Consider the following 25833-nt stretch of genomic DNA (forward strand, 5'->3'; position numbering starts at 1 on the left):
AAAAAGTCTCCTCAGCAGTCCAGTGGGTTGCGTTTTTCCGGGTTGATCCCGAACTTGACGATAGCGTCAGCCACCACCTTCGGTTCGATCTCACCACGGTCAGCCAAGGCTTCCAGGGCTGCCAACACCACGAAGTGACGGTCAACTTCGAAGAAGTGACGCAGCTTCTTGCGGCTGTCACTGCGGCCGAAACCGTCGGTGCCCAGGACTTTGAATTCCTTGGACGGGACCCACTGGCGAATTTGTTCAGCAAACAGTTTCATGTAGTCGGTCGAAGCGATCACCGGGCCTTTACGGCCGGTCAGGCACTCTTCAACGAAGGTGCGCTGTGGCTTCTGGCCAGGGTGCAGGCGGTTGTGACGCTCTACGGCCAGGCCATCGCGACGCAGTTCGTTGAAGCTGGTCACGCTCCATACGTCGGCGCCGACGTTGAACTCGTCACGCAGGATCTTGGCCGCTTCACGCACTTCGCGCAGGATGGTGCCGGAGCCCATCAGTTGTACGTGGTGCGCTGCTTCCTTGGTGTCTTCTTCGAGCAGGTACATGCCCTTGATGATGCCTTCTTCCACGCCGGCCGGCATGGCTGGCTGCTGGTAGGACTCGTTCATCACGGTGATGTAGTAGAAAACGTCCTGCTGCTCTTCGGTCATCTTCTTCATGCCGTCCTGGATGATCACCGCCAGCTCGTAGCCGTAGGTTGGATCAAAGGTGCGGCAGTTCGGGATGGTGGCAGCCAGGATGTGGCTGTGACCGTCTTCGTGTTGCAGGCCTTCGCCGTTCAGCGTGGTACGACCGGCGGTGCCGCCGATCAGGAAACCACGGGTACGGCTGTCGCCTGCTGCCCAGGCCAGGTCGCCGATACGCTGGAAGCCGAACATCGAATAGAAGATGTAGAACGGCAGCATCGGCTGGTTGTGGCTGGAGTACGAAGTACCGGCAGCGATGAAGGAGCTCATTGCGCCCGCTTCGTTGATGCCTTCTTCGAGGATCTGGCCCTTCTTGTCTTCCTTGTAGAACATCACCTGGTCTTTATCGACTGGCTCGTAGAGCTGGCCGACGGAGGAGTAGATGCCCAACTGACGGAACATGCCTTCCATACCGAAGGTACGGGCTTCGTCCGGAATTATCGGGACGATGCGCGGGCCGATGTCCTTGTCCTTGACCAGCTGCGCGAGGATCCGCACGAAGGCCATGGTGGTGGAGATTTCACGGTCGCCCGAGCCGTCAAGGATAGCCTTGAGGGTGCTCAGGTCCGGCGTCGGTACGCTGAAGCTGTTGGCGCGACGCTGTGGCACGAAACCACCCAGTGCGGCGCGGCGCTCGGCCAGGTAGCGGGCTTCGGCGCTGTTCGGCTCCGGCTTGAAGAACGGCAGGTTTTCCAGTTCTTCGTCCTTGACCGGGATGTCGAAGCGGTCGCGGAACAACTTCAGGCTGTCGACATCGACTTTCTTGGTGTTGTGCGCGGTGTTCTTCGCTTCGCCGGCACCGGTGCCATAACCTTTGATGGTCTTGGCCAGGATGACAGTCGGTTGTTCTTTGTGGTTGACCGCTTCGTGGTACGCCGCATAGACCTTGTACGGGTCGTGGCCGCCACGGTTGAGTTTCCAGATCTCGTCGTCGGACAGGTCGGCAACCATCGCCTTGAGTTCAGGCGTGTTGAAGAAGTGTTCGCGGACGAACGCGCCGTCCTTGGCCTTGTAGTTCTGGTACTCGCCGTCGATGACTTCGTCCATGCGACGCTGCAGGATACCGTCGACGTCCTTGGCCAGCAGTGGGTCCCAGAAACGGCCCCAGATGACTTTGGTCACGTTCCACTGGGCGCCGCGGAATACGCCTTCGAGTTCCTGGATGATCTTGCCGTTGCCGCGAACCGGGCCGTCGAGGCGCTGCAGGTTGCAGTTGATGACGAAGATCAGGTTGTCCAGCTTCTCGCGGCCGGCCAGGGAGATGGCGCCCAGGGATTCCGGCTCGTCGCACTCGCCGTCGCCCAGGAAGCACCAGACTTTCTGCTTGCCTTCAGGGATGAAGCCACGGGCTTCCAGGTACTTCATGAAGCGTGCCTGGTAGATCGCCTGGATCGGGCCCAGGCCCATGGAAACGGTCGGGAACTGCCAGAACTCAGGCATCAGCCAAGGGTGCGGGTACGACGACAGGCCGTTACCGTCCACTTCCTGGCGGAAGTTGTTCATGTGTTCTTCGCTGATGCGGCCTTCCATGAACGCACGGGCGTAGACGCCTGGCGAGGTGTGGCCCTGGAAGTAGATCAGGTCGCCGCCGTGTTCGTCGGTCGGGGCCTGGAAGAAGTAGTTGAAGCCGATGTCATACAGGGTTGCGCTGGAAGCGAAGCTGGAGATGTGACCGCCCAGGTCCGAATCTTTCAAGTTCGTGCGCATTACCATCGCCATGGCGTTCCAGCGTACCAGCGAGCGAATGCGGCGTTCCATGAACAGGTCGCCAGGCATGCGTGCTTCGTGGGTAACGGGGATGGTGTTGCGGTATGGCGTAGTGATGGCGTAAGGCAGTTGCGAGCCGCTGCGGGTCGCGAGTTCGCCCATACGGGTCATCAGGTAGTGAGCACGGTCTTCGCCTTCTTTGTCGAGAACCGATTCCAGGGCGTCCAGCCATTCCTGGGTTTCGACGGGATCGAGGTCTTGCATGGCTTGCTCCAGGGCGGAAAGGCTACCAGAATCGGTTGCCTGAAGTTTGCGACTGGCCTTGTGGGCAGACGACATAAATTCTTGGATGGCCGAAGGTTGCTTCGGCGTCCTGTAGTTTTACTACAAATCGTCGGCCATTTCAGCCTTTCGAATGTATATACGAGTAGTAAAACTACACAAGACTGAGCGTATGGCTCGGTCTGGCTGGTGAGCATAATCGTTATTGTTGATCTTTTGCGAACAAGAAAAGGTGAAAGCTTGATGTTGGCTGCCAAAATGAAATTAATTTCAGCTATTTCTAACCTTTGTTCGACAGTCCTTCATAGAGCGTGGTCCTTGCGTTCACAACACGTAGCCAATTACACGCCGATCAAGGATAGACCATGAGCCTTCCAACACTGGCCCAACTACCGGCCATTCTCTTGCCAAAAGCCCAGCGGGCCGAGCAGTCATTTCGTGACGCAGTGGCCGCGCTGGACGACGATCATGGACTTTCTGCGTGGACGCCGCAACGGTGGGCCGACTTCGCCCGCGTGTGCGCCGCCAGTGATTTCGTCATTGAACAGAGTGTTCGTGACCCTTTGATGTTGCTCGAACTGGCCGCCTGGGGCGAATTGGACCGGGGTTTTGCGCCCGGCGAGCTGTGCGGGCAGATTGCTGGCGCCGTGCAACAAGTCGAAACAGAAGATGAACTCGGCCGTGTGCTGCGTCGCCAGCGCACGCGCCAGCAAGTGCGCATCATCTGGCGCGACCTGACCCGCCAGGCCGACCTGGTGCAAACCTGCCGCGACCTTTCCGACATGGCCGACGCCTGCATCGACCAGGCCTACCAGTGGCTGTACCAACGCCACTGCGTACAGTTCGGCACGCCCACCGGGCGGCGCAGCGGCGAGCCGCAGCACATGGTGATCCTCGGCATGGGCAAGCTCGGTGCGGTGGAGTTGAACCTGTCGTCGGATATCGACTTGATCTTCGCCTACCCGGAAGGTGGCGAGACGGTAGGTGTGAAGCGCGCCCTGGATAACCAGGAGTTCTTTATCCGCCTTGGTCAGAAACTGATCAAGGCCCTCGACCCGATCACCGTTGACGGCTTTGTGTTTCGCGTCGACATGCGCCTGCGTCCCTACGGCTCGGCCGGTGCGCTGGTACTGAGCTTCAACGCGCTGGAGCAGTATTACCAGGATCAGGGCCGTGACTGGGAACGCTACGCCATGATCAAGGCGCGGGTCGTGGCCGGCGACCAGGTGGCCGGTGCACAACTGCTCGACATGCTGCGGCCGTTCGTCTATCGCCGCTACCTGGACTTCTCCGCCATCGAAGCGCTGCGCACGATGAAGCAGTTGATTCAGCAGGAAGTACGGCGCAAAGGCATGGCCGACAACATCAAGCTGGGCTCGGGCGGCATCCGCGAAGTGGAGTTTATCGCCCAGGCGTTCCAGTTGATCCACGGCGGCCGCGACCTGAGCCTGCAACAGCGCCCGCTGCTCAAGGTGCTCGGCACCCTGGAAGGCCAGGGTTACCTGCCGCCGGCGGTGATTGCCGAATTGCGCAATGGCTACGAATTCCTGCGTTACACCGAGCACGCGATCCAGGCGATTGCCGATCGCCAGACACAAATGCTTCCGGACAGCCCCGAAGACCAGGCGCGCATTGCCTTTATGTTGGGCTTTGCCGATTGGGACGCTTTCCACGAGCGCCTGATGTACTGGCGCGGTCGGGTGGACTGGCACTTCCGCCAGGTGATCGCCGATCCGGATGAAGAAGAGGGCGAAGAAAGCGAGTTGGTGGTGGGCGGTGAGTGGTTGCCGCTTTGGGAGGAATCCCAGGATGAAGAGGCGGCCTGCCGTCAGTTGGCCGAAGGTGGTTTTACCGACGCGGCCAAGGCGCTCAAGGCGTTGGCCGGCCTTCGCAACAGCCCGCAACTGCGTGCCATGCAGCGTTTGGGGCGCGAACGGTTGGATGCTTTTATACCGCGCCTGCTTGCCCAGGCGGTCGAGCACGCCAACCCGGACCTGGTGCTGGAGCGCGTGTTGCCGCTGGTGGAAGCCGTCGCCCGGCGTTCCGCTTATCTGGTGCTGCTCACGGAAAACCCCGATGCCCTGCGCCGCCTGCTGACCCTGTGCGCCGCCAGCCCGTGGATCGCCGAGCAGATCACCCGTTTCCCGCTGTTGCTCGACGAATTGCTCAACGAAGGCCGCCTGTTCAAGCCACCGCTGGCGCCGGAACTGGCCGCCGAACTGCGCGAGCGTCTTACACGCATCCCCGAAGATGACCTTGAGCAACAGATGGAAGCACTGCGGCACTTCAAGCTGGCCCACCGCCTGCGCGTGGCGGCCTCGGAGATCGCCGGTAGCCTGCCGCTGATGAAAGTCAGCGACTACCTGACCTGGCTCGCCGAGGCCATCCTCGAACAAGTGCTGGCCCTGGCCTGGCGCCAGACCGTGGCGCGCCATGGCTCGCCGCAGCGGTTGGACGGCACCCTGTGCGATCCTGGGTTTATCATTGTCGGTTATGGGAAAGTCGGCGGTATAGAACTCGGGCATGGTTCGGACCTGGACCTGGTGTTTATCCACGACGGTGATCCCCAGGCGGAAACCGATGGCGCCAAGCCTATCGACGGTGCGCAGTTCTTCACGCGCCTGGGCCAGCGCATCATCCACCTGCTGACCACCCAGACCAACTCGGGCCAGTTGTATGAAGTGGACATGCGCCTGCGACCTTCCGGCGCATCCGGTTTGTTGGTGAGTTCGCTGGGGGCGTTTGAGCGCTATCAACAAAATGAAGCCTGGACCTGGGAGCATCAGGCCCTGATCCGTGCGCGGGTGCTGGTGGGCAGCCAGGATGTGGGCCAGGCGTTCGAGCGGGTACGGGCTAAGGTATTGGGGCAGGAGCGGGACCTGGCGAAGCTGCGCCAGGAGGTCAGCGAGATGCGCGCCAAGATGCGTGACAACCTGGGCACCAAGGGCACGGCGGCCGGCACCGGCGCCAATGCCTTCGAAGCCACGGTGCTGTTCGACCTCAAGCAGGACGCCGGAGGTATCGTCGATATTGAATTTATGGTGCAATACGCGGCTTTGGCGTGGTCTGCGCAACATCCATCGTTGCTGCGCTACACCGACAATATCCGCATTCTGGAAGGCCTGGAGCAGGTAGGCTTGATGCCCGCCGCCGATGCCCATCTGCTGCGTGAGGTGTATAAGGCCTACCGATCCGCCGCGCACCGCCAGGCCTTGCAGAACGAGGCCGGTACAGTGGCCGGGGATCAGTTTGCCGACGAACGGCGCCAGGTAATGCGAATCTGGCAGGCGCTGGGGCTGAGCTGAAACACTATTACGGCGGGGAGGCATAAGCCTCCCCGCATCGTTTGTGGAAACTACATGAATATTCTGATCGTTGGGCCCAGTTGGGTCGGTGACATGGTGATGGCGCAGACACTCTTCCAGTGCCTGCGCGTGCGTTACCCGGACTGCCAGATCGACGTGCTCGCCCCCGAGTGGAGCCGGCCGATCCTTGAGCGCATGCCCGAGGTGCGCAAGGCCTTGAGCTTCCCGCTCGGCCACGGTGCCCTGGAGCTGGCAACCCGCCGTCGCATCGGCAAGTCCCTGGCGGGTGAGTACGACCAGGCGATCCTGCTGCCCAACTCGCTCAAGTCGGCGCTGGTGCCGTATTTTGCCGGTATCCCCAAGCGCACCGGCTGGCGCGGCGAGTTCCGCTACGTGCTGCTCAATGACGTGCGCACGCTGGACAAAGCCCGCTACCCGCTGATGATCGAACGCTTCATGGCCCTGGCCTATGAGCCGGGTGCCGAGTTGCCCAAGCCGTATCCGCGCCCGAGCCTGCAGATCGATCCGCTGAGCCGCGACGCGGCCCTGGCCAAGTTCGGCCTGACCCTGGACCGGCCGGTGTTGGCCTTGTGCCCCGGCGCCGAGTTTGGCGAGTCCAAGCGCTGGCCGTCGGAGCATTACGCGAAGGTGGCCGAGGCGAAGATCCGCGAAGGCTGGCAGGTGTGGCTGTTCGGTTCGAAGAAGGACCATCCGGTAGGTGAAGATATTCGTCAGCGCCTGATCCCCGGCCTGCGTGAAGAGGCAGTGAACCTCAGTGGCGACACGTCCCTGGCCGAGGCCATCGACCTGCTGTCCTGCGCCGATTCGGTGGTGTCCAACGACTCCGGCCTGATGCACGTGGCCGCTGCGCTGAACCGCCCGCTGGTGGCGGTGTATGGCTCCACCTCGCCGGGCTTCACGCCGCCCTTGGCCGATCAGGTCGAAGTGGTGCGCCTGGGCCTGGAGTGCAGCCCGTGTTTTGACCGTACCTGCCGTTTCGGCCACTACAATTGCATGCGCCAGTTGTTGCCACAGCCGGTGAACGAGGCCTTGCAGCGGTTGCAGGGCTCTGCGGTCGAGGTCCGATAGTTTGCGCATACTGGTAATCAAGACCTCATCCCTGGGCGACGTGATCCACGCCTTGCCGGCGCTGACCGACGCGGCGCGGGCGATCCCCGGCATTCAATTCGACTGGGTAGTGGAAGAAGGCTTTGCCGAGATTCCCACCTGGCACCCGGCGGTCGACAAGGTGATCCCGGTGGCGATCCGTCGCTGGCGCAAAAACATCTGGCAAACCATCAAGAGTGGCGAATGGCGGCGCTTCAAGCAGCAAGTCCAGTCGACCAAATACGATCTGGTGATCGACGCCCAGGGCCTGCTGAAAAGCGCCTGGCTGACCCGTTATGTGCGTGCGCCCGTCGCGGGTTTCGACAGAAACTCCGCCCGCGAGCCGATGGCCGCGCGTTTCTATTCGCGACGCCTCGCCGTTGCGCGAGGGCAACACGCGGTGGAGCGTCTGCGCCAGTTATTCGCCGTGGCGCTCGGATATGACCTGCCCAAAGGCCTGGGCGACTACGGCCTGAGCACTGAAAAGCTCCTGGGCCTGCCGCCGAAAAAACCTTTTGTGCTGCTGTTGCACGGCACCACCTGGGACACCAAGCACTGGCCCGAAGCCTACTGGCGCGAGCTGGCCGAGCGCATGGGCCGCCTGGGCGTCGACGTGAAATTGCCCTGGGGTAACGCCGCCGAAAAAGCCCGTGCCGAACGCCTGGCCCAGGGCCTGCAAAACGCCGAGGTGCTGCCCAAGCTGAACCTGGCCGGTGTGGCTCGTGTATTGGCCGGCGCTCGCGCCTGTGTGGCAGTGGACACCGGTCTCGGCCACCTGGCCGCCGCGCTGGATGTGCCGACCATCTCCCTGTTCGGCCCGACCAACCCCGGCCTCACCGGTGCCTACGGCAAGCGCCAGATTCATCTGGCCAGCGACTTCCCCTGCGCGCCGTGCCTGCAAAAGCAATGTACCTATCAACCGACGGCCGACGACCTGCGTCGGTTCGACCTCAAGCGCGAGTCGCCCCTGTGCTTCACGCGCCTGAACCCAGAGCGTGTGGCAAGCCGACTGAGCACGTTGTTATTGGCTGAGGAGCTGCACTGATGCAACTGGCTTTTGTGCTGTACAAATATTTCCCCTTCGGTGGCCTGCAGCGCGACTTCATGCGCATCGCCCTGGAGTGCCAGCAGCGCGGTCATCAGATTCGTGTGTACACGCTGATCTGGGAAGGCGACATCCCGCCCGGCTTCGAAGTGCTGGTGGCGCCGGTCAAGGCGTTCTTCAACCATCGGCGCAATGAAAAGCTCAGCGCCTGGATGGCCGCAGACCTGGCCAAGCGCCCGGTTGACCGCCTGGTCGGCTTCAACAAAATGCCCAACCTGGACGTGTACTACGCCGCCGACGGTTGCTTTGAAGACAAGGCGCAAAACCTGCGCCACTCGCTGTACCGCTATTTCGGCCGCTACAAGCACTTCGCCGAGTACGAGCGCGCAGTGTTCGCCAAGGACGCCAAGACCGAAGTCCTGATGATTTCCGAAGTGCAGCAGCCGCTGTTCATCAAGCATTACGACACCCCGGTGGAGCGCTTCCACCTGCTGCCACCGGGCATTGCCCAGGACCGCCGCGCACCGCCGAATGCCGCCGAAATCCGTGAGGGTTTCCGCAAGGAATTCAACCTCGGCGACGACGAGTTGCTGCTGGTGCAGATCGGCTCGGGCTTCAAGACCAAGGGCGTCGACCGCAGCCTCAAGGCCGTGGCCGCGTTGCCGCCTGAATTGAAAAAACGCACGCGCCTGTTTGTGATCGGCCAGGACGACCCCAAGGTATTCCAACTGCAAAGCGCCACCTTGGGCTTGGGCGATAACGTGCAGTTCCTCAAGGGCCGCAGCGATATCCCGCGTTTCCTGCTGGGCGCCGACCTGTTGATTCACCCGGCGTACAACGAAAACACCGGCACCGTCTTGCTCGAAGCCCTGGTGGCCGGGTTGCCGGTGCTGGTCTCGGCAGTATGTGGGTATGCCCACTACATTACCGAGGCCGACAGTGGCCTGGTACTGGATGAGCCGTTTGAACAAGCGCAGCTCAACCAGTACCTGACGCACATGCTCACCGACACTGCACAGCGCGCGGCCTGGAGCCGCAATGGCCTGGCCTTCGCTGAGACGGCCGACCTTTACAGCATGCCGCAGCGCGCTGCGGATGTGATTCTGGCGGAGCCAAAACGATGAAGTTGATTCTTGCCGAACCGTTCAAGACATTGTGGGCCGGGCTTGATGCCTTTGCCGAAGTCGAGAAACTGCAAGGCCAGGTATTCCGTGAGCTTGCGGCGCGCCGCACGCTGCGCACCGTGGTGGATGGCCGTCCGTATTTCGTGAAGATCCACCGTGGCATCGGCTGGGGCGAAATCTTCAAGAACCTGATTACCGCCAAGCTGCCGGTGCTGGGCGCAGGCCTTGAATGGGCGGCGATTCATCGACTCCAGGCACTCGGCGTGCCGACCATGACCGGCGTGGCTTTCGGCGAGAAGGGCAGCAACCCGGCGGACCAGCATTCGTTCATCATCACCGAAGAGCTGGCGCCGACCCTCAGCCTCGAAGACGTCACGATCAATTGGGTCGCCGAACCGCCTGCGCCCGCGTTGCGTCATGCCCTCACGGCCGAGCTGGCGCGCATGGTTGGTGATATGCACCGGGGTGGCGTAAACCACCGCGACTGCTACCTGTGCCACTTCCTGCTGGACACCGCCAGGCCCATCGATGCGAACAACATCAAGCTGTCGGTGATCGACCTGCACCGCGCTCAACTGCGTGCCCATCTGCCGCTGCGCTGGCGCGACAAGGACCTGTCCGCGCTGTACTACTCGGCGCTGGATATCGGCCTCACCCGTCGCGACAAGCTGCGTTTCCTCAAGGGCTACTTCCGCCAGCCGCTGCGCCAGATCCTCGCTGAGCAATCGGCGTCACTGAGCCTGATGCAGCGCAAGGCCGACAAGCTCTATGCGCGCAAGCTGCGTTATGGGGATGCGATCTGATGGCGGGTTGGAACCTGGAACCTGCGTACGCCAGCCTGGCGGATGATTTCGGCAACCTCGAAGCGGTCTTCGCCCTGCAAGGCGAGCGCCTGACCCGCGATCCGCTGTCGGAAGTGATCCGCGTGGAGCGTGGCGGGGTCAACTATTACGTCAAGCGCTACATCGGTGCTGGCAAAGGGCTGCGGCGCTACCTGGGCAAGCCGCGGGTCAAGTCCGAATGGCAGAACCTCAAGCGTTTCGCCAAATGGGGTATTCCCACCGCTGATGTGGTTGCCTGGGGGCTGGAGCGAAAGGGCCTGGCCTATGATCGTGGGGCGATGATCACCCGCGAGCTGCCGAAGACCGAAGACCTCTCGGTATTGGCCGAGCGCAACGATGCGCGCCTGCGCGACCCCAAGTGGGTCGACGCGGTGAGCCGTCAGCTCGCCGAATACACACGCACCATGCACGATCATCGCTTTACCCATAACGACTTGAAGTGGCGCAACCTGTTGATCGATGACCAGCAGACCCTGTACCTGATCGACTGCCCCAACGGCGATTTCTGGCGCGGGTTCTGGCTTAAGTACCGCATCACCAAAGACCTGGCCTGCCTGGACAAGGTGGCCAAGTATCACTTGTCCGCCACCCAGCGCCTGCGTTTCTACATGCAATACCGTCAGCGCCGACACCTGAGTGCAGCGGACAAACAGCGTATTCGCCACGTGGTGAAGTTTTTCGAGGGACGTGAATGAGTGATTTCCTGGCGGCTGAAGACCGGGCGCTGCTGGAGCGCAACGGCTTGGCGACGTTCGACGCCCTGTGGGCCAAACAACTGGATGCAGTGGATGAACCCAACACCAGTCGCGGCGGCTGGAGCAGCGTGTTTCGTCTGGAGCTGGACGGCCACGGTTATTATCTCAAGCGTCAGAGCAACTACCTGACGCGCAGCCTGCACCGTCCCTTTGGCGAGCCGAGTTTCTCCCGCGAGTTCCGCAATATCAGTCGTTACCGCAAGCTCGGCATCCCTGCCTTGCAGGCGGCTTTCTACGGCGAGCGCAAGGTGGGCGGCGAGCATCGCGCCATGCTGCTGACCCGTGCCCTGGACGGCTGGAATGACCTGGATTCGCTGCTGGGGCAGTGGCCTCAATTGAGCGACGCCCAGCACCACGCGATCCTGCTGGCCTGCGGTCAGCTTGCACGCCGGTTGCACAGCGTCGGCCAGGTGCATGGCTGTTTTTATCCCAAGCATATTTTTATGCAGGCCACCGGCGACGGCTATGCCGCGCAGTTGATCGACCTTGAGAAAACCCGCCCGCTGCTGTTCGGCTGGCGCGATCGGGTCAAGGACCTGGAGCCGTTGTTGCGACGTGCACCGCAGTGGTCGGATGAACAGGTACGCCAACTGTTGGCCGCCTATCTTGATCAACCGAAGGACAGCGCGCTGGTCACCAGCTGGCTGCAGAAACTGACCGCGCGCCGTAGTCACAAGGAAAACCGTTGATGCGTCTGTCCGAGCTGAAAGCCGCCGGCCGTAACCCCGAGCTGCCACTGACCCTCGAACTGGCCGATGCGGCCGGCCCGGGCCAGTTGCAACTACTGAGCCTGTTGCGTGTGCTGCCGGGCGAGCGTTATGTGGGGGCGGCGGTCTGGCGCGGTCGTCCGGTTTTGGCCAAGTTACTGGTGGGCAGCAAGGCGGCGCGGCACTTTCAGCGTGAACTCAGCGGCGTGCGCCTGCTCGCCGAGCAAGGCCTGACCACGCCGTTGCTGCTGGCCGATGGCTTGCAGGAAGGCGAGGGCGGCTGGCTGCTGTTCGAGTTCATCGAGGGCGCCGAAAGCCTGGCCGCTGCCTGGCAGGCCGTCGAAGACCTGCCGCCGCTGGCTGACGAACAAACCGCCGTGCTGGCCGAAGCGCTGGGTGCCATTGCGCAGATGCACACCAGGGGCCTATGGCAGGAAGACCTGCACCTGGACAACCTGCTGCGCCAGGGCGGCAAACTGTACCTGATCGATGGCGCCGGGATCCGCGTCGAAGAAGCGGGTAAACCGCTCTCACGCAACCGTGTGCTGGAAAACCTCGGGGTGTTTTTCGCCCAGTTGCCGAAGAATCTCGAGCCGTTTACCGAAGAGCTGCTGGTGTACTACTTGCTGAGCAACGGCGAGCACGCCCTGCCGCTGGAAGCCCTGGAGAAACAGGTGCGTAAGGTCAGTGCCTGGCGCCTCAAGGACTTCCTGAGCAAGGTCGGCCGTGAATGCACGCTGTTCAGCGTGGTGCGCGGCGCCTTTGCCTTGCGCGCGATCCGGCGGGAAGAGGAACCGGCCATGCTGCCGGTGCTGGAACAGGCTGACGCACTGCTGGACCAGGGGCATTTGTACAAGACCGGCGGCGCTGCCAGCGTGGCCAAGGTCGAGGTGGCCGGTCGGCCGCTGGTGATCAAGCGCTATAACATCAAGGGCTTCGCCCACTGGCTCAAACGCTTCTGGCGTCCGAGCCGTGCCTGGCACTCCTGGCGCGAAGGCAACCGCCTGGCGTTCCTCGGTATCGCCACGCCCAAGCCGCTGGCGGTGCTGGAAAAACGCTTCTTCTGGTTGCGCCGTCGCGCTTACCTGGTCACCGAATACCTGCCCGGCCCGGACATCATCGAGCGCTTCGCACCGTACGTTGAAAATGGTGACGCGCCGGAAAACGAACTGCAGGCGCTGGATCACCTGTTCGCCGAGCTGATCCGTGAACGCATCAGCCATGGCGATTTCAAGGGCCACAACCTGTTCTGGGACCAGGGCCGCTGGTCGCTGATCGACCTGGACGCCATGTGTCAGCACGGCTCCGAGGCGAGCTTCGCCCCGGCGTATGCCAAGGACCGGGCGCGGTTCATGCGTAACTGGCCCGAAAGCAGTGCGTTGTACCAATTGATTGATCAGCGGTTGCCTCGAGATATCAACTGATCAGAACCGATACTCCGCCCCGGCGCCTGCATACCACGAACGTCCAGGCGCCGCTTCGTAGTAGCGGTTATTGCCGTCGCCGACGATCACCGAGCCGACGTACTGGCGGTCGAGCAGGTTGTCCAGGCGCAGGGTCTGGTGGAAGGTCCAGTGTTCGACTTTCTGCTCAAAGCGGGCGCGCCAGTTGAATACGCTGTAGGCCGGGGCGGCGTGTTGGCTGTTGGTCTCTTCGACGTAGACCTGGCTGCGGTACATCCCTTCGAGGGCGGTGCTGACCCAGTCCCTTGGTTTCCAGCTCAGTTCTGCGAACAGCGTGGTTTGAGGGACTCCCGGCAGGTAGTTGCCCTTGTCGACGGCGGTGTTGCCGCTGACGAAGTCACTGTCGTAGGTGGCTTGCAGGCGGGTGTAGGCGAGGTTGGCGCTCCAGTGCTCGCTGAGCTGGCTTTCGATGCCCAGTTCGAAGCCGCGGCGCAGGGTGCGGCCGGCGTTTTGGTAACTGGTGCGGCCGTCTTTGGATTGAGCGACCACTAACTCATCTTCTGTAGTTATCTGGAATACGGCCGCATTGATCCTGGTATTTTTCACTTGGGCCTTTAATCCCACTTCGTACTGGGTGCTCTCTGACGGTTTCAAGCCGAAGTTGAAGCCCTCCACATTGCCCGGCGCATAGGCCAATTCGGCCTGGGTTGGTGTTTCGAAGCCTTTGCCCGCGCTCACATAACCATGCAGTTCAGGCGTGAACGCATACATCACGCTCATTGACGGCGTATTTTTCTGATAGGTCTTGTTGCCGCTGGAATCGCCGTTGCTGAGGAACTGGTCGTCAACGTCCAACTGCATGGTGCTGTGCCGGACGCCGGCTTGCAGGGTCCAGCGGTCGAGGGCCCAGTTGGCCTGGATATAGGGGTCGAGACTGCGGGCGGTGTCGATTTCATCGCGGCGCAGTTGGCCTTTTACGCCGAGGGTGTTGCCGCTGTAGTTCTGGTAGCCGTGGCGACTGTCTTCGCTTTGATCGAAATCCAGGCCGGAGATGATCATTAGCTCGCCCGGTGCGCTTTCAATAGGCTGCATCCAGCGCACGCTGCCGCCATAGAACTTGCGGTCGAATTGCACCACGCCGCCGCCACGCTCGTTGGCGGGTGTGCCCTTTGGAATCGACAAATACTGAATCACACTCCGCCGCCCCGTATATCCGTTCACCTGCAGTGTCGCATCGCCGAAGTACCGCTCGTAATTCATCCCCAATTGCTGATGATCGATGCTTTTACGCGTGTTGTACGTCAGCGCGTTGGCGCTCACCGAGCGTGGGTCAGCCTTGTACGCTGCCCAGGTCTGCCCCAGCGGGTCCTGGGTGCCGTTCTGCTCCAGGCTGCTGTAGATCAGCGCCAGCTTGCTGTCGTCATCCGGCTGGACATTGAGCTTGGCGAAGGTCTGGTCGCGGCGTGCGCTGCTGTGGTCGCGGTAGCCGTTGGTGTCCATGCGCGAAGCGTCGAGCACGAAACCGGCGCCGTTGGTCGCGCCTTCGGCGTTCAGGTGGTTCTTGTTCAGGCCGTCGCTGCCCACCAGGGTCTCGGCGCCGATGCGCGGTGGGCCTTCGCCGTCGCGGGAGAACATCTGGATCACGCCGCCGGCATTGCTGCCATACAGGGTGGCGGCAGGGCCGCGCAGCACTTCGATGCGTTCGGCGGTATCGAGGTTGAAGGTGGCCGCCTGGCCCTGGCCGTCCGGGGTGCTGGCGGGGATGCCGTCGGCAATCAGCTTGATGCCGCGCACGCCGAACGCCGAGCGGGCGCCGAAGCCTCGGGAGGAAATCTGCAGGTCCTGGGCATAATTCTGGCGGTTCTGCACCACCAGGCCAGGCACGCGGGACAGGGCCTCGGAGGCGTTGATGCCCAATTGGCCGTCGCTGATCTGTTCGCGGCTGATGCCGTCCACCGAGTACGGCAGGTCGAAGGTCGGGCTGGCGCTGCGCGAGCCGGTGACCACGCTGGGGTCGAGTACCAGCGGGGCGTCGTCGGCCCGAGCGGCATCGCTCAGGGCCAACAGGCCAGGCAACAACAAGGTGAAGTGGGCGAGGGTTTTCATCAGTCAGCCGGAATCCATGGCGCGCATAGGAGGTAGACGCGCAAAGGGGCGCGAGTTTAGTGGCTCAGGCGATTTTTATCATTTGGGAATCGTCCTACGCTGCAAATCAATGTTGCTGCTTTGGGTCACCCACCTTGGCGATGGTAGCGTGGTCAGCCTTGGCAATAACAATGGCGGATGGGCCATAAGGAGAGGGTCATGAGGATGGGGTCGAAAGTCTTGTGCAGTACGCTATCGCTTGTGTTGACGGGCTGCGGAACCATCAATACGGTCTTCCGACCCGACGCGGTCACCAGCCAGAACCTCAAGGACTCGCGCAGTCACTGCGAAAACGTGCCGCGCATCTACAGCGGGGTGATCTACGGGTTCTGCACGCTCAATGGGGAGCCGGCGCCCGACAAGAGCCTGAAGGACAACAGCCTGATCGACCATGGCGGGAGCATGCTACCCTTTGTCGCGGTCGAGTTTGTCGCCTCCGGCGTGCTGGACACCCTGGTGCTGCCCTACACCGTTTACCGTCAAAGCCGGGACGGCAGCATCGAGATCTTCCGCTGATCCCTCTTGACGCTCGCCGCTAACAGCTTCCCCTCGCTTTTACGCTATAATCCCGCCCTTTAGCTGTTTCCCGCCCAGGCGGGAAACACACTTTTTTCAGGCGCAACCCGCCTGCATGCAGACTAAAAGAGGCTAGACCCCTGTGGCATTGACGATTCTTGGCCTGTCCGGCGCCCTTAGCCATGATCCTTCCGCAGCCTTGTATATCGACGGCAAGCTGATCGCTGCCGCCGAAGAAGAACGCTTCGTACGCGACAAACATGCAAAGAACCGCATGCCCTACGAGTCGGCGAAGTTCTGCCTGGAACAGGCCGGTATCAAGCCTTCCGACGTTGACGTGGTGGCGATCCCGTTCGCCCCGATCAGCCTGTTCGGTGAGGCGCGCTGGCATTACGCCAAGCGTTACTGGTACGCCCCGGACCGCGCCCTTGATGCGATCCTGATGGGCAACCGTCGCTACAAGCGCTATCGCAACAAGATCGTCTGGTGCCTGGAGCAACTGGGCTTCGATCCGAAGAAAATCAAGATCGAACCGGTTGAACACCACCTGGCCCACGCTTCCAGCGCCTACCACTGCTCCGGCTTCCAGGAGAAAACCGCGATCCTCGGGATCGACGGTAAAGGTGAGTACGCCACCACGTTCTTCGGCTACGGCGAAAACGGCAAGATCCACAAGATCAAGGAATTCTACGATCCGGACTCCCTGGGCGGCCTGTACGGCGCGATCACCGAGTTCCTCGGTTTCGAAATGCTCGACGGTGAGTTCAAGGTCATGGGCATGGCGCCGTATGGCGATGCCAGCAAGTACGATTTCTCGCGCCTGGCCTCCTTCGAGAACGGCGAGCTGGTGATCAATACCGACTACGCCAACGTCATCGGCCTGCGCCGTTATAAAGAGAAGGGCAAGGGTTTCTACTTCTCGCCAAAACTGATCGAGTGGCTGGGGCCCAAGCGCGAAGGCGATATCGCCGACGAGCCGTACATCCACTACGCCGCCAGCATGCAGGCGCTGTTCGAGAAGCTGGCCCTGCAGATGATCGATCACTACCTGGGCGACATCCTCAAGGACACCGGCAAGCTGGCCTTCGCCGGCGGCTGCGCGCTGAACGTCAAGCTGAACCAGAAAATCATCGCCCGTGATGACGTCAAGGAGCTGTTCGTACAGCCAGCCTCCGGCGATGCCGGTACTGCCGTGGGCGCAGCGGCCTACGTGTCCCACGCCCGGGGTGTGCCGGTGGAGAAGATGGAGCACGTCTACCTCGGCCCGTCCTACAGCAACGAAGACGTGATCGCCGCGTGCGCCAAGCACGAGAGCAAGCCGAACTGGCGCAAGATCGAGAACATGCCCCAGCGCATCGCCAAGATCATGGTCGATGGCAACCCGGTGGCCTGGTTCCAGGGCCGCATGGAGTTTGGCCCGCGTGCACTCGGCGGTCGTTCGATCATCGGTTGCCCTAGCGCCACCGGCGTGGCGGACCGCATCAACCATCAGATCAAGTTCCGCGAGCGCTGGAGGCCTTTCTGCCCGTCGATGCTCGACACCGTCGCGCCGCAGATGATCAAGGTCGACCACCCTGCACCCTTCATGACCTTCACCTTTGAAGTGGCCGAAGAGTGGAAGACCCGCGTGCCGGAGGTGGTCCATGAAGATGGCACCTCCCGCGCCCAGGTGCTCAAGCGCGAGTACAACCCGCGCTACTACGACATGATGAAAGAGCTCGAAGTGCTGACCGGCAACGGCGTGTCCCTGAACACCTCGCTCAACCGTCGCGGCGAAGCAATGATCTGCTCGCCGACCGACGCGCTGAACATGTTCTTCGGCTCCGACCTGCAATACCTGATCATGGAAGACATTCTGGTCGTCAAGGACGGCGTGGACCCTTATGACGCCGTGGTCTAAATGCTGAACCGCTTCCAGGCGTGGCGTGAGCGTGGCTGGGCGCCTGTCGAGGCCGAGGTTTACGCCCAGGCCTGGCAGCGGTTTGGCGGCAGCGTTGCAACCCATCCGCAGGTTGTCGAGCGCTTGGCGGGCCTGGCGCAGATTCCGGTGCGTTACCTGGGCTGGGAACAGGACGGTGAACTCCGAGGGGCGATTGCCACCTGGGGGCGCGACCTGGCCCTGTCCAAGGACGTACTCAAGCGCAGCGGCAAGAAAGGCCTGTTTGACCTGGGCAATGCCGAGATCATCCTGCCGATCACTGCCGATGCCCAGTTGCCGGTGCGCCATCGCGGGCGCTACCTGTCAGCGCTGAACGAGGGCCGCATCAGCACCCTCAAGTCCCAGGCCGAGCAGTTGGCCATGGCGCGTACCCCCGAAGACCTGTCGAAGAAGTTTCGCTACAACCAGCGCCGCGAACTGCGTCTGCTGGAAGAGGCGGGCGGCGTGGTGCGGGCGGTGAGCGAGTTTTCCAGTGTGGAGCTGGCGGCGATCTACTGCGATCTGTTCCAGCGCCGCTGGGGCTTTGCCGCCACAGGCGCCGAGCGCCTGGCTGAGGTGCTGGAGCTGCTCAAAGAGTTCCTGATCGGCTCGGTCCTGTTTCTCAACGATGCGCCGATTGCCGTACAACTGGTATACCGCGTCGAGGCGCCGGAGTGGATCAGCATCGAGTACGTCAATGGCGGTGTCGACCCTGAAACCCGGGCATTCAGCCCCGGCAGTGTGCTGAGCTTCCTCAACACCCAAAGCGCCTGGGAACAGGCGCGGGCCGTGGATAAACCGCTGCGTTTTTCCTTCGGGCGTGCCGACCGCGAGTACAAGGAGCGCTGGTGCAACCCGGTGCCGGTGTTCAGCGTATGAGCCGCAAACAGCAACTGCTCAAGCGCCACCGGCGCAATAAACGCATTGCGCTGCTGGTCGGGCTGCTGCTGTTGATCGCGACCGGTGTGCTGGTGGCCTGGTGGTTGCCGCTGATCCTCGTGGTCGTGCTGTGGGTGGCCCATGAAGCCTGGTTTGCCGACCACCTGTTTTATTCGCCCAACGACGACTACCAATACAGGTTTGCGTCGAGTGGCCAGCAGGTCGGGCTGCGTCTGGAGGGCGGCAGGTTGCTGGTAGAGACACCGCTCGAGCTGGCTGGCGATGAAACGCTGATCGTCGAAGTGCAGCTCAAGAGCACCCTCTGGGGGCGTTTGTTTGATCCTGCAGTTGATTTTCTGGACGATCGCCAGGCGTTCGAGCGCGGGGTTGCCGGCAAACGTTACCTCAATCTCACCGGTTCGGCGGCGGCATTGGCCGGCGGTGAACTGCGCCTGCGCGGGCGCTTTTGTCGCGTGATCGGCCAGCCGGTCTTGTGGGTGTTTCGCCAGCCAGATCCTGCCCGCCAGCGGGTGATGGTGATCGCCCCTCACGCCGATGATGCTGAACTGGCTGCCTTCGGTCTGTACAGCCAGGCGGATGAAAGCTGGATCGTGACCCTGACCGCGGGTGAGATCGAGGCCGAGCACTATCAGCGAATGGGCTTGTCCAAGGCTGAAGCGGCGCGGATCAAAGGGCGCCTGCGCGCCTGGGACAGCATTGCCGTGCCGCGCTGGGCCGGCGTGCCCGAGGCGCACTGCGTGCAATTGGGCTACTTCTGCCTGCAACTGCCGGCGATGCGTGACGCCCCCGATCAACCCCAGGCATCGCGCGAAGCGCAGTTGGACGATACGCGGCTGTTCCGCCAGTTCAATGCCTTGGCGTTGCCGGGGGATGTGGACGGTGCGCCGACCTGGAACAACCTGATAGCCGACCTGCGGGCGGTGTTGCTCAAGGCGCGTCCCGAGGTGATTGTGTTGCCGACGCCAGTGCTCGACCCCCACCCTGACCATATCTGCGCGCACACCGCGGTGGTGCAGGCGCTGCAGGGGCTTGAGTGGCAACCGACCACGTTGCTTGGTTATGCCAACCATCTGCATGATAACGACCGTTGGCCCATGGGTGATTCAGGCGCCGGCATCGCTTTGCCGCCGCAGTTCGATGCCGCCCAGATACTTGAGCCCTATTGCCGGGTGCTCAGCTTGAACCAGCAGCAGGACAAGGCCATGGCGCTGGGCATGATGCATGATCTGCAGCCCCGTGCACCGTTCAAGCGCCGGGTGCGTCGCCTGTTGCAGCAATGGCTGGCTGGCCGTGGTCCATCGCCTTACGGCGAGAACGAGTTTTTCCGCAAGGCCGTGCGCCGCCACGAGCTGCTTTGGGTGCTGAAGCAGGACTGAAATTGACTTTTTTCGTCGGGCTGCCCGCGTGCAGTAGCCCGATTGCCTCATGGAGTGATATGAAGCCTCGTTTCAAGGTTTTGCAGTTGCAGCCTGACTACAACGTCAAGCTCAATGATTTCGCTGATCTCGGCGAGCAGATCGTCAAGGCGTTGCCGACGGAGCGATTCGAGGTGACGTCCGCCTTCCTGAGCGGTCGACCGCAGCCGGGCCAGCCGTTGAGCGTGGCGGATCATTCCAAGTATTTCGAGTTTCCCGAGAAGGCCCTCAAAGGCATCCGCCTGGGCGCCATGTGGGAAATCTACAAGTACTGCCGTGAGCAGAAATTCGATGTGGTCATCTGTAACCGCTTCAAGTCGGTGAACATGATGCTGTCGCTCAACCGTTGGTTGAAGATCCCGTTGTGCATCGGCATCTCCCACGGTTTCGGCGAGTACGAACGCGCGTATCGCCGGCGCCAGACGCGCCGCCTGGTCAGCCCGGCCTGGCGTTTTGTCGGGGTATCGGCGGCAGTCAGGGATTACCTGATCGGCCTCAACTGCGGCTTTACCCGCGAGAACACCACTTTCGTAACCAACGCCATCGATATTCCCCAGGCCAGTGCCTTGCAGTTGCCGCGCGAGCAGGCGCGCCAGGCGCTCGGGCTGTCGCTTGACGCGCGAGTCATCGGCGCACTGGGGCGACTGGTGCCGATCAAGGGCCATACGCACCTGCTGCAAGCGTTTGCCCGCCTCAAGGATAAGTACCCTGACGCTCAAGTCGGCATCATTGGTTCCGGCCGTGCCGAAGCCGACTTGCGCGCGGACATCGAGCGCCTTGGCCTCACTGGCCGTGCGCACTTGTTGGGCTTTCGCGAGGATGGCCTCAAATATGTACGCGCCTTCGATATTTGGACCATGCCCTCCTTGCTTGAGGGCCTGGGCCTGGCCCTGCTCGAAGGCATGAGTGGACGCCTGCCGGTGATTGCTTCCAACGGGCCGGCCATGCTGCCGCTGGTGGAAGGGGCGGGTGGCTTGTCTCACGAGCCTGGCAATGTCGAGCAACTGACAGCGGCCCTGGACACTTATCTGGCCATGAGCGACGAGCAATTGCGCGCCAAGGGTGAACAGGTATTCCGTTATCTGGAAGAAAACCACGCCCTGGCCGAGTTCCAGCAAAAGTACCTGAACCTCATCGAAACCGGTTTGAAAGAAGTAGGTAGAGCATGACAGCACAACAACCCCTGGTCTCGGTGATCATCGCGTCCTACAACCACGGCCGGTACATCGAGGAGAGCATCCTCAGCGTGCTTGGCCAGACGTACCCTAACATCGAGCTGCTGGTGGTGGATGACGGTTCCAAGGATGACAGTGTCGAGCGCATCCAGCGCCTGCAGGCCGAGCACGGCTTTGATTTCCAGGTGCAGCAGAACCAGGGCCTGACCGCCACGCTCAACGGTGCCATCGCCCGCGCCAAGGGCAGCCTGATCGCGCCCTTCGGCTCCGATGACATCATGTTGCCGGACCGCATCGCCACCCAGGTGGCCTACATGGAAGGGAAGCCGAAGGTGGGCATGTGCGCTGGCAATATCGAGTTGATCGATGGTGACGGCAACCTGCACCCGGAGAAAAAGCAGCGCCGCGACGTACCGTTTCGCAGCCTGGATTTCGACGACATGTTCATGGACCGCAAGCCCTTCCCGCCGGCACCGACCATGTTGATTCGCCGCGAAGTGCTGGAAGAAGTCGGTGGCTTCGACCCATTGATCCCTCTGGAAGACCTGCTGATCCAATTGAAGATCACCGCCGCGGGCTACACCATTGACGCGCTCGGCGTGGTGATGGCGCAGTATCGGCAGCACGCAAGCAACACCTACAAGAACCATCGCTACATGATCCAGAACATTCTCAAGACCTATGCCCATTTCAGCGAGCATCCGGCCTATGACGCGGTGCGCTATAACTTCCTGAACTCGATGTTCCTGAAGACGGCTGATCGTGACCGGCCACTGGCGCGGGAGATCCTCAAGCAGATCCCGCTGAAGTTCTGGGGGCGCAAGACCTTGCGTGGCTTGGTGCGGTTGTACCTGGCGCCCCTCAGGAAATGAGGCGGCGGGGGGTATGAAAAAGGCGACTATCAGCAGTGATAGTCGCCTTTTTTATCAGGTGGCGGGGCTGGTCAATGCCTGCACTTGCGCGCGGATCTTCGCCGTGGCGCCTTGGCTGGCAACGGACGCATAACCTTTGGCCAACTGTTCGAAGTGTGTCTCGAACAACCAGGCGCGGTCCTGTGGGTAGCGCTGCATATGGCGCAGGTTGCGCTGGCGCAACGCGTTGCGCAGCGGCGACGGGAAGATGCGCAGGTCGGCGATATCGATCAGGGCGAACTCACCGTCATCCATCAACAGCACGTTACCCAGGTGCAGCGAGCGGAAGTACACACCGCGCTCATGCAGCTTGGCCATGAACTGACCGAAACGTTCGATCAGCGACTCACGCAGGCTGTTGTCCAGGCCTTGCAGGGCCTGGCGCAGAGTCAGGCCGGGCAGTGGCGCGTAGCTGACGGCAGTGCTGGCATCGCGCAGGCTATAGAGGCCTAGAATCTGCGGCGTGGGGATGCCCAGGGTGCGCAATTGCTCGGCGTTGCTGGCAAACCGCTCGGAGTAGGGGTTGAAGCTGCCCGAGGTGTACCAGTGGCGCGCACGGAAGATCTTCAGGAAGCGGCCGTCGGCCAGGCGCAGGACTTTCGGACCCAGCCCGTCGGCTTCGATCACGTGGGCATTGCTGCACAGCTCATCGAAAGCCGCGGGCCTGATCGCTTGTACCGGCATGCGCAACAGGCTGTGGCGGCGCTGGGCGATGCTCAGGCCGGCAATGATCGCCAGCGGGATCCACAGCACGAACCAGTGCTCTTTCGGGCGTGACAGGATGCCACCCCCTTCGGTCAGCCCGGCGCCGATGCCATAGGTCAGCAGCGACGAAGCCAGGATGAAGAGTGGCTGGGCGCGTTCTTTCAGGCCCTTGTACAGCCCCCAGCCGATCATGAAGATCCACGGGATAAAGCCGATGATGCCGACGTAATACAACACGCCCAGGGCAAAGCTGTGCGGCTCGCGCAGCTGATAGCCGTCGGACAGGGTCAGGTAGAGCTCGGAGTCGTAGCTGTGGCCGATCCATGGATGTTCGGCAATGCGTTGCAGTGACATGCCCCACAGTTCAAGGCGAAATGAGCTGCCTCGTTCGGTAATGGATTCCGGATATAGCAGCAGCAATCCAGCAGCCCCCAGGACCAGGCTTGCTATCAGCAGGACCGAGCGGCGGTTGCGGCTGACGAAAGTCATCCACAGGATGGTCAGTGTCAGGGCTACCAGCGGTGTACGCGAGCCTGTAGCCAGAACCGCCGCGAGCATGACTGCCAGAGCCGGGGCGCTGAACCACAGGACTTTCAGGCGCTGGGTGGTCATGCAGACATACAACCAGTAGACGCAGAAGAAACCGAATAGATGAGAACTGAGCAGCGGATTGTCGAGAGCGCCACGCCCACCGATCATGCGCATGCCCGGTTCGAAGCCTTTGACGAACGCCACCAGGTTGCACAGGCTCACCACCAGTGCGATTACCGCCGCACTGAAGAAGATCGGCTTGAACAGTTCGTTGCGGTAATGCAGCAACAGCCCGCAGCCACCAAACAACATGAAGGTATTGAGCGGGCGCTTGAACAAGTCGGTGTCGGTGGTGGGCTCCGGGCTCCACAGCAGGCTGGTCAAGGCCCATGCGGAGAAGACCAGAAAGGCGAGCGCCAGGGGCTCGCGCAGTAACTCTTTCAGCTCCCGGGGGCGCATGCACAACATGAAGAGCGTCGGTACGCTGAACAGGATGTAGACGATTCGATGCAACACGTTGCGGTTGGATACGAAGAACAGCGAACTCAGCAACAGCAACAAGCCAATGGGCAAGATCCACAGGACCAGGAAGTCAAAAACGCGATTTGAGCCATAGATCAGGCGCTTGGAGTGCATACAGTAAAGCCATTCCATTTGAGAAAGCCGACCATCTTAAAGTAGTGGCTATATAATGTCGCCGGTTGGAGCCAACCGGTTTGAGGGTCATGCAGGGTGCAAGTACAACAGAGAAGCTGTGCTAAAGTCAGCCTCCTTTTTCAAAACGCCGCGTGATATGACCGACTCCAGTCCGAGCGCAAGCCCTTCGAGCTTGAAAATATACTTCCGCCTGCTCAGTTACGTTAAGCCCTACGCCGGCTTGTTCGCGCTGAGTATCGTCGGATTTCTGATTTTCGCGTCGACCCAGCCGATGCTGGGGTACATCCTCAAGTACTTCGTCGACGGCCTTTCCAACCCTGAAGCCGTGCTATTCCCTACCGTGCCGTTCCTTCGGGACCTGCAACTGCTGCAAGCCGTGCCGCTGCTGATCATCCTGATCGCCGCCTGGCAGGGCCTGGGTTCGTTCCTGGGCAACTACCTGCTGGCCAAGGTTTCCCTGGGCCTGGTCCATGACCTGCGCGTGCAGTTGTTCAACAACTTGCTGACGCTGCCCAACCGCTACTTCGACAACCACAACTCCGGGCACCTGATTTCTCGCATCACCTTCAACGTGACCATGGTCACGGGGGCGGCGACCGATGCGATCAAAGTGGTGATTCGTGAAGGCATGACAGTGATCTTCCTGTTCGCCTCGCTGCTGTACATGAACTGGCGCCTGACGCTGGTGATGATTGCCATCCTGCCGTTGATCGCAGTGATGGTGAGCACGGCCAGCAAGAAATTCCGCAAGCAGAGCAAGAAGATCCAGGTGGCGATGGGCGACGTGACCCACGTGGCCTCCGAAACCATCCAGGGCTACCGCGTGGTGCGCAGCTTCGGGGGGGAGGTCTACGAAGAAAAACGCTTTCTCAAGGCCAGCCAGAGCAACACCAACAAGCAACTGCGCATGACCCGCACCGGGGCGATCTACACACCGGCACTGCAACTGGTGATCTACACCGCGATGGCGGTGCTGATGTTCCTGGTCCTTTATCTTCGCGGTGACGCATCGGCAGGTGACATGGTGGCCTACATCACCCTGGCCGGCCTGCTGCCCAAGCCGATTCGCCAGCTCTCGGAAGTCAGCTCCACGATCCAGAAGGGCGTGGCGGGTGCCGAAAGCATTTTTGAACAGTTGGACGAAGAGGTCGAAGTCGACAACGGCACCATCGAGCGCGACAAGGTCAGCGGTCGTCTCGACGTACGCAACCTGAACTTTACCTACCCGGGCACCGAGCGCCATGTGCTCAAGGACATCAGCTTCACCGCTGAGCCTGGGCAGATGATCGCCCTGGTTGGGCGCTCGGGCAGCGGGAAGTCGACCCTGGCCAGCCTGATCCCGCGCTTCTACCACCACGCAAGTGGCGAAATCCTGCTGGATGGTGTCGAGATCGAAGACTACAAGCTGCTCAACCTGCGCAAACACATTGCCCAGGTGACCCAGCATGTGACCTTGTTCAGCGACACGGTTACCAACAACATCGCCTACGGCGACCTGGCGGGTGCGCCTCGGGCGGACGTTGAAGCGGCCGCGGCGGACGCCAATGCCAAGGACTTCATCGACCAGTTGCCCAAGGGCTTCGACACCCAGGTTGGCGAAAACGGTGTGTTGCTGTCCGGCGGCCAGCGCCAGCGCCTGGCGATTGCCCGCGCCCTCCTGAAGAATGCACCGCTGCTGATTCTCGACGAGGCCACCTCGGCCCTCGACACCGAGTCCGAGCGCCACATACAGGCAGCGCTGGACAAGGTCATGCAAGGTCGCACCACCTTGGTGATTGCTCACCGTTTGTCCACCATCGAGAAGGCCGACCTGATCCTGGTGATGGACGACGGTCGAATTGTCGAGCGTGGCACGCACAGTGAGCTGCTGGCACAGAACGGCTATTACGCCCGCCTGCATGCCATGGGCCTGGATGCGCCGATTTCCGCCGACATCACCTGAACCTCCCTGTAGGAGCCGGCAAGCCGGCTCCTTGCAAAACCCTCCCGCAAACCTC

18 protein-coding genes are annotated in these 25833 nt (G+C 61.7%); 15 read left to right on the forward strand and 3 right to left on the reverse strand.

All coding sequences use genetic code 11. The features are described 5' to 3' along the window. Positions 1–11: 11 nt before the first annotated feature. The gene (gene aceE / locus K5K89_RS03250; protein ID WP_071492322.1) at positions 12–2657 is read right to left on the reverse strand and encodes a pyruvate dehydrogenase (acetyl-transferring), homodimeric type; all 2646 of its coding nucleotides are present in this window, start codon (positions 2655–2657) and stop codon (positions 12–14) included. Between the two features lie 383 nt (positions 2658–3040). On the opposite strand from aceE, the gene glnE reads away from it, so the two are divergent. From glnE to K5K89_RS03290, 8 genes are read left to right on the forward strand one after another with little or no spacing between them, the layout of a single operon-like run. Further along, the gene (gene glnE, locus K5K89_RS03255) at positions 3041–5980 is read left to right on the forward strand and encodes a bifunctional [glutamate--ammonia ligase]-adenylyl-L-tyrosine phosphorylase/[glutamate--ammonia-ligase] adenylyltransferase (RefSeq protein WP_222540852.1); all 2940 of its coding nucleotides are present in this window, start codon (positions 3041–3043) and stop codon (positions 5978–5980) included. Between the two features lie 54 nt (positions 5981–6034). Further along, entirely contained in the window at positions 6035–7069 is a 1035-nt protein-coding gene (waaF, locus tag K5K89_RS03260) for a lipopolysaccharide heptosyltransferase II (protein WP_071492320.1), read from the forward strand. 1 nt (position 7070) lies between these two features. Beyond that, complete coding sequence (gene waaC / locus K5K89_RS03265) at positions 7071–8132, forward strand: lipopolysaccharide heptosyltransferase I (protein ID WP_222540853.1); 1062 nt, start codon at positions 7071–7073, stop codon at positions 8130–8132. Then, entirely contained in the window at positions 8132–9256 is a 1125-nt protein-coding gene (locus K5K89_RS03270) for a glycosyltransferase family 4 protein (protein ID WP_071492318.1), read from the forward strand. Before waaC ends, K5K89_RS03270 begins: the two co-directional genes overlap by 1 nt. Beyond that, positions 9253–10059: a lipopolysaccharide core heptose(I) kinase RfaP gene (gene rfaP, locus K5K89_RS03275; RefSeq protein WP_071492317.1), complete on the forward strand. Its 807-nt coding sequence runs from the start codon at positions 9253–9255 to the stop codon at positions 10057–10059. Before K5K89_RS03270 ends, rfaP begins: the two co-directional genes overlap by 4 nt. After that, a complete protein-coding gene (locus K5K89_RS03280; protein ID WP_093121300.1) occupies positions 10059–10793 on the forward strand; it encodes a lipopolysaccharide kinase InaA family protein in 735 nt (244 codons plus the stop codon). The genes rfaP and K5K89_RS03280 overlap by 1 nt, the downstream gene beginning before the upstream one ends. Beyond that, the gene (locus K5K89_RS03285; protein ID WP_092246547.1) at positions 10790–11542 is read left to right on the forward strand and encodes a lipopolysaccharide kinase InaA family protein; all 753 of its coding nucleotides are present in this window, start codon (positions 10790–10792) and stop codon (positions 11540–11542) included. Before K5K89_RS03280 ends, K5K89_RS03285 begins: the two co-directional genes overlap by 4 nt. Beyond that, on the forward strand, positions 11542–12984 hold the full coding sequence (locus K5K89_RS03290) for a lipopolysaccharide kinase InaA family protein (RefSeq protein WP_222540854.1): 1443 nt from the start codon (positions 11542–11544) through the stop codon (positions 12982–12984). Before K5K89_RS03285 ends, K5K89_RS03290 begins: the two co-directional genes overlap by 1 nt. Here the strand turns inward: K5K89_RS03290 and K5K89_RS03295 are convergent, their stop codons facing one another. Continuing rightward, on the reverse strand, positions 12985–15069 hold the full coding sequence (locus K5K89_RS03295) for a TonB-dependent receptor family protein (RefSeq protein WP_222540855.1): 2085 nt from the start codon (positions 15067–15069) through the stop codon (positions 12985–12987). 198 nt (positions 15070–15267) lie between these two features. Here K5K89_RS03295 and K5K89_RS03300 point away from each other — a divergent pair, with 198 nt between their 5' ends. The 6 genes from K5K89_RS03300 (at position 15268) to K5K89_RS03325 (ending at position 21904) form a co-directional block, all read left to right on the forward strand. Next, on the forward strand, positions 15268–15624 hold the full coding sequence (locus K5K89_RS03300) for a YceK/YidQ family lipoprotein (protein WP_071492312.1): 357 nt from the start codon (positions 15268–15270) through the stop codon (positions 15622–15624). 142 nt (positions 15625–15766) lie between these two features. Beyond that, positions 15767–17524 (forward strand): carbamoyltransferase, encoded by a 1758-nt coding sequence (locus K5K89_RS03305; protein WP_034095562.1) that lies wholly within the window; start codon positions 15767–15769, stop codon positions 17522–17524. Further along, a complete protein-coding gene (locus K5K89_RS03310) occupies positions 17525–18421 on the forward strand; it encodes an antimicrobial resistance protein Mig-14 (RefSeq protein WP_222540856.1) in 897 nt (298 codons plus the stop codon). Further along, positions 18418–19818: a PIG-L deacetylase family protein gene (locus tag K5K89_RS03315; protein WP_222540857.1), complete on the forward strand. Its 1401-nt coding sequence runs from the start codon at positions 18418–18420 to the stop codon at positions 19816–19818. The genes K5K89_RS03310 and K5K89_RS03315 overlap by 4 nt, the downstream gene beginning before the upstream one ends. A 59-nt stretch (positions 19819–19877) precedes the next feature. Further along, positions 19878–21026 carry a glycosyltransferase gene (locus K5K89_RS03320; RefSeq protein ID WP_093528575.1) on the forward strand — a complete coding sequence of 383 codons (1149 nt, stop codon included), beginning with the start codon at positions 19878–19880 and terminating at the stop codon, positions 21024–21026. Further along, entirely contained in the window at positions 21023–21904 is an 882-nt protein-coding gene (locus K5K89_RS03325) for a glycosyltransferase (RefSeq protein ID WP_092246568.1), read from the forward strand. The genes K5K89_RS03320 and K5K89_RS03325 overlap by 4 nt, the downstream gene beginning before the upstream one ends. A 54-nt stretch (positions 21905–21958) precedes the next feature. Here the strand turns inward: K5K89_RS03325 and K5K89_RS03330 are convergent, their stop codons facing one another. Further along, on the reverse strand, positions 21959–23815 hold the full coding sequence (locus tag K5K89_RS03330; protein ID WP_222540858.1) for a bifunctional O-antigen ligase/aminoglycoside phosphotransferase family protein: 1857 nt from the start codon (positions 23813–23815) through the stop codon (positions 21959–21961). Positions 23816–23972: 157 nt separating this feature from the next. On the opposite strand from K5K89_RS03330, the gene msbA reads away from it, so the two are divergent. Further along, a complete protein-coding gene (gene msbA / locus K5K89_RS03335) occupies positions 23973–25778 on the forward strand; it encodes a lipid A export permease/ATP-binding protein MsbA (RefSeq protein WP_025858101.1) in 1806 nt (601 codons plus the stop codon). Positions 25779–25833 lie beyond the last annotated feature (55 nt).

This window comes from Pseudomonas sp. DR208 (assembly GCF_019823005.1).
Taxonomy (GTDB): Bacteria; Pseudomonadota; Gammaproteobacteria; order Pseudomonadales; family Pseudomonadaceae; genus Aquipseudomonas; species Aquipseudomonas extremorientalis.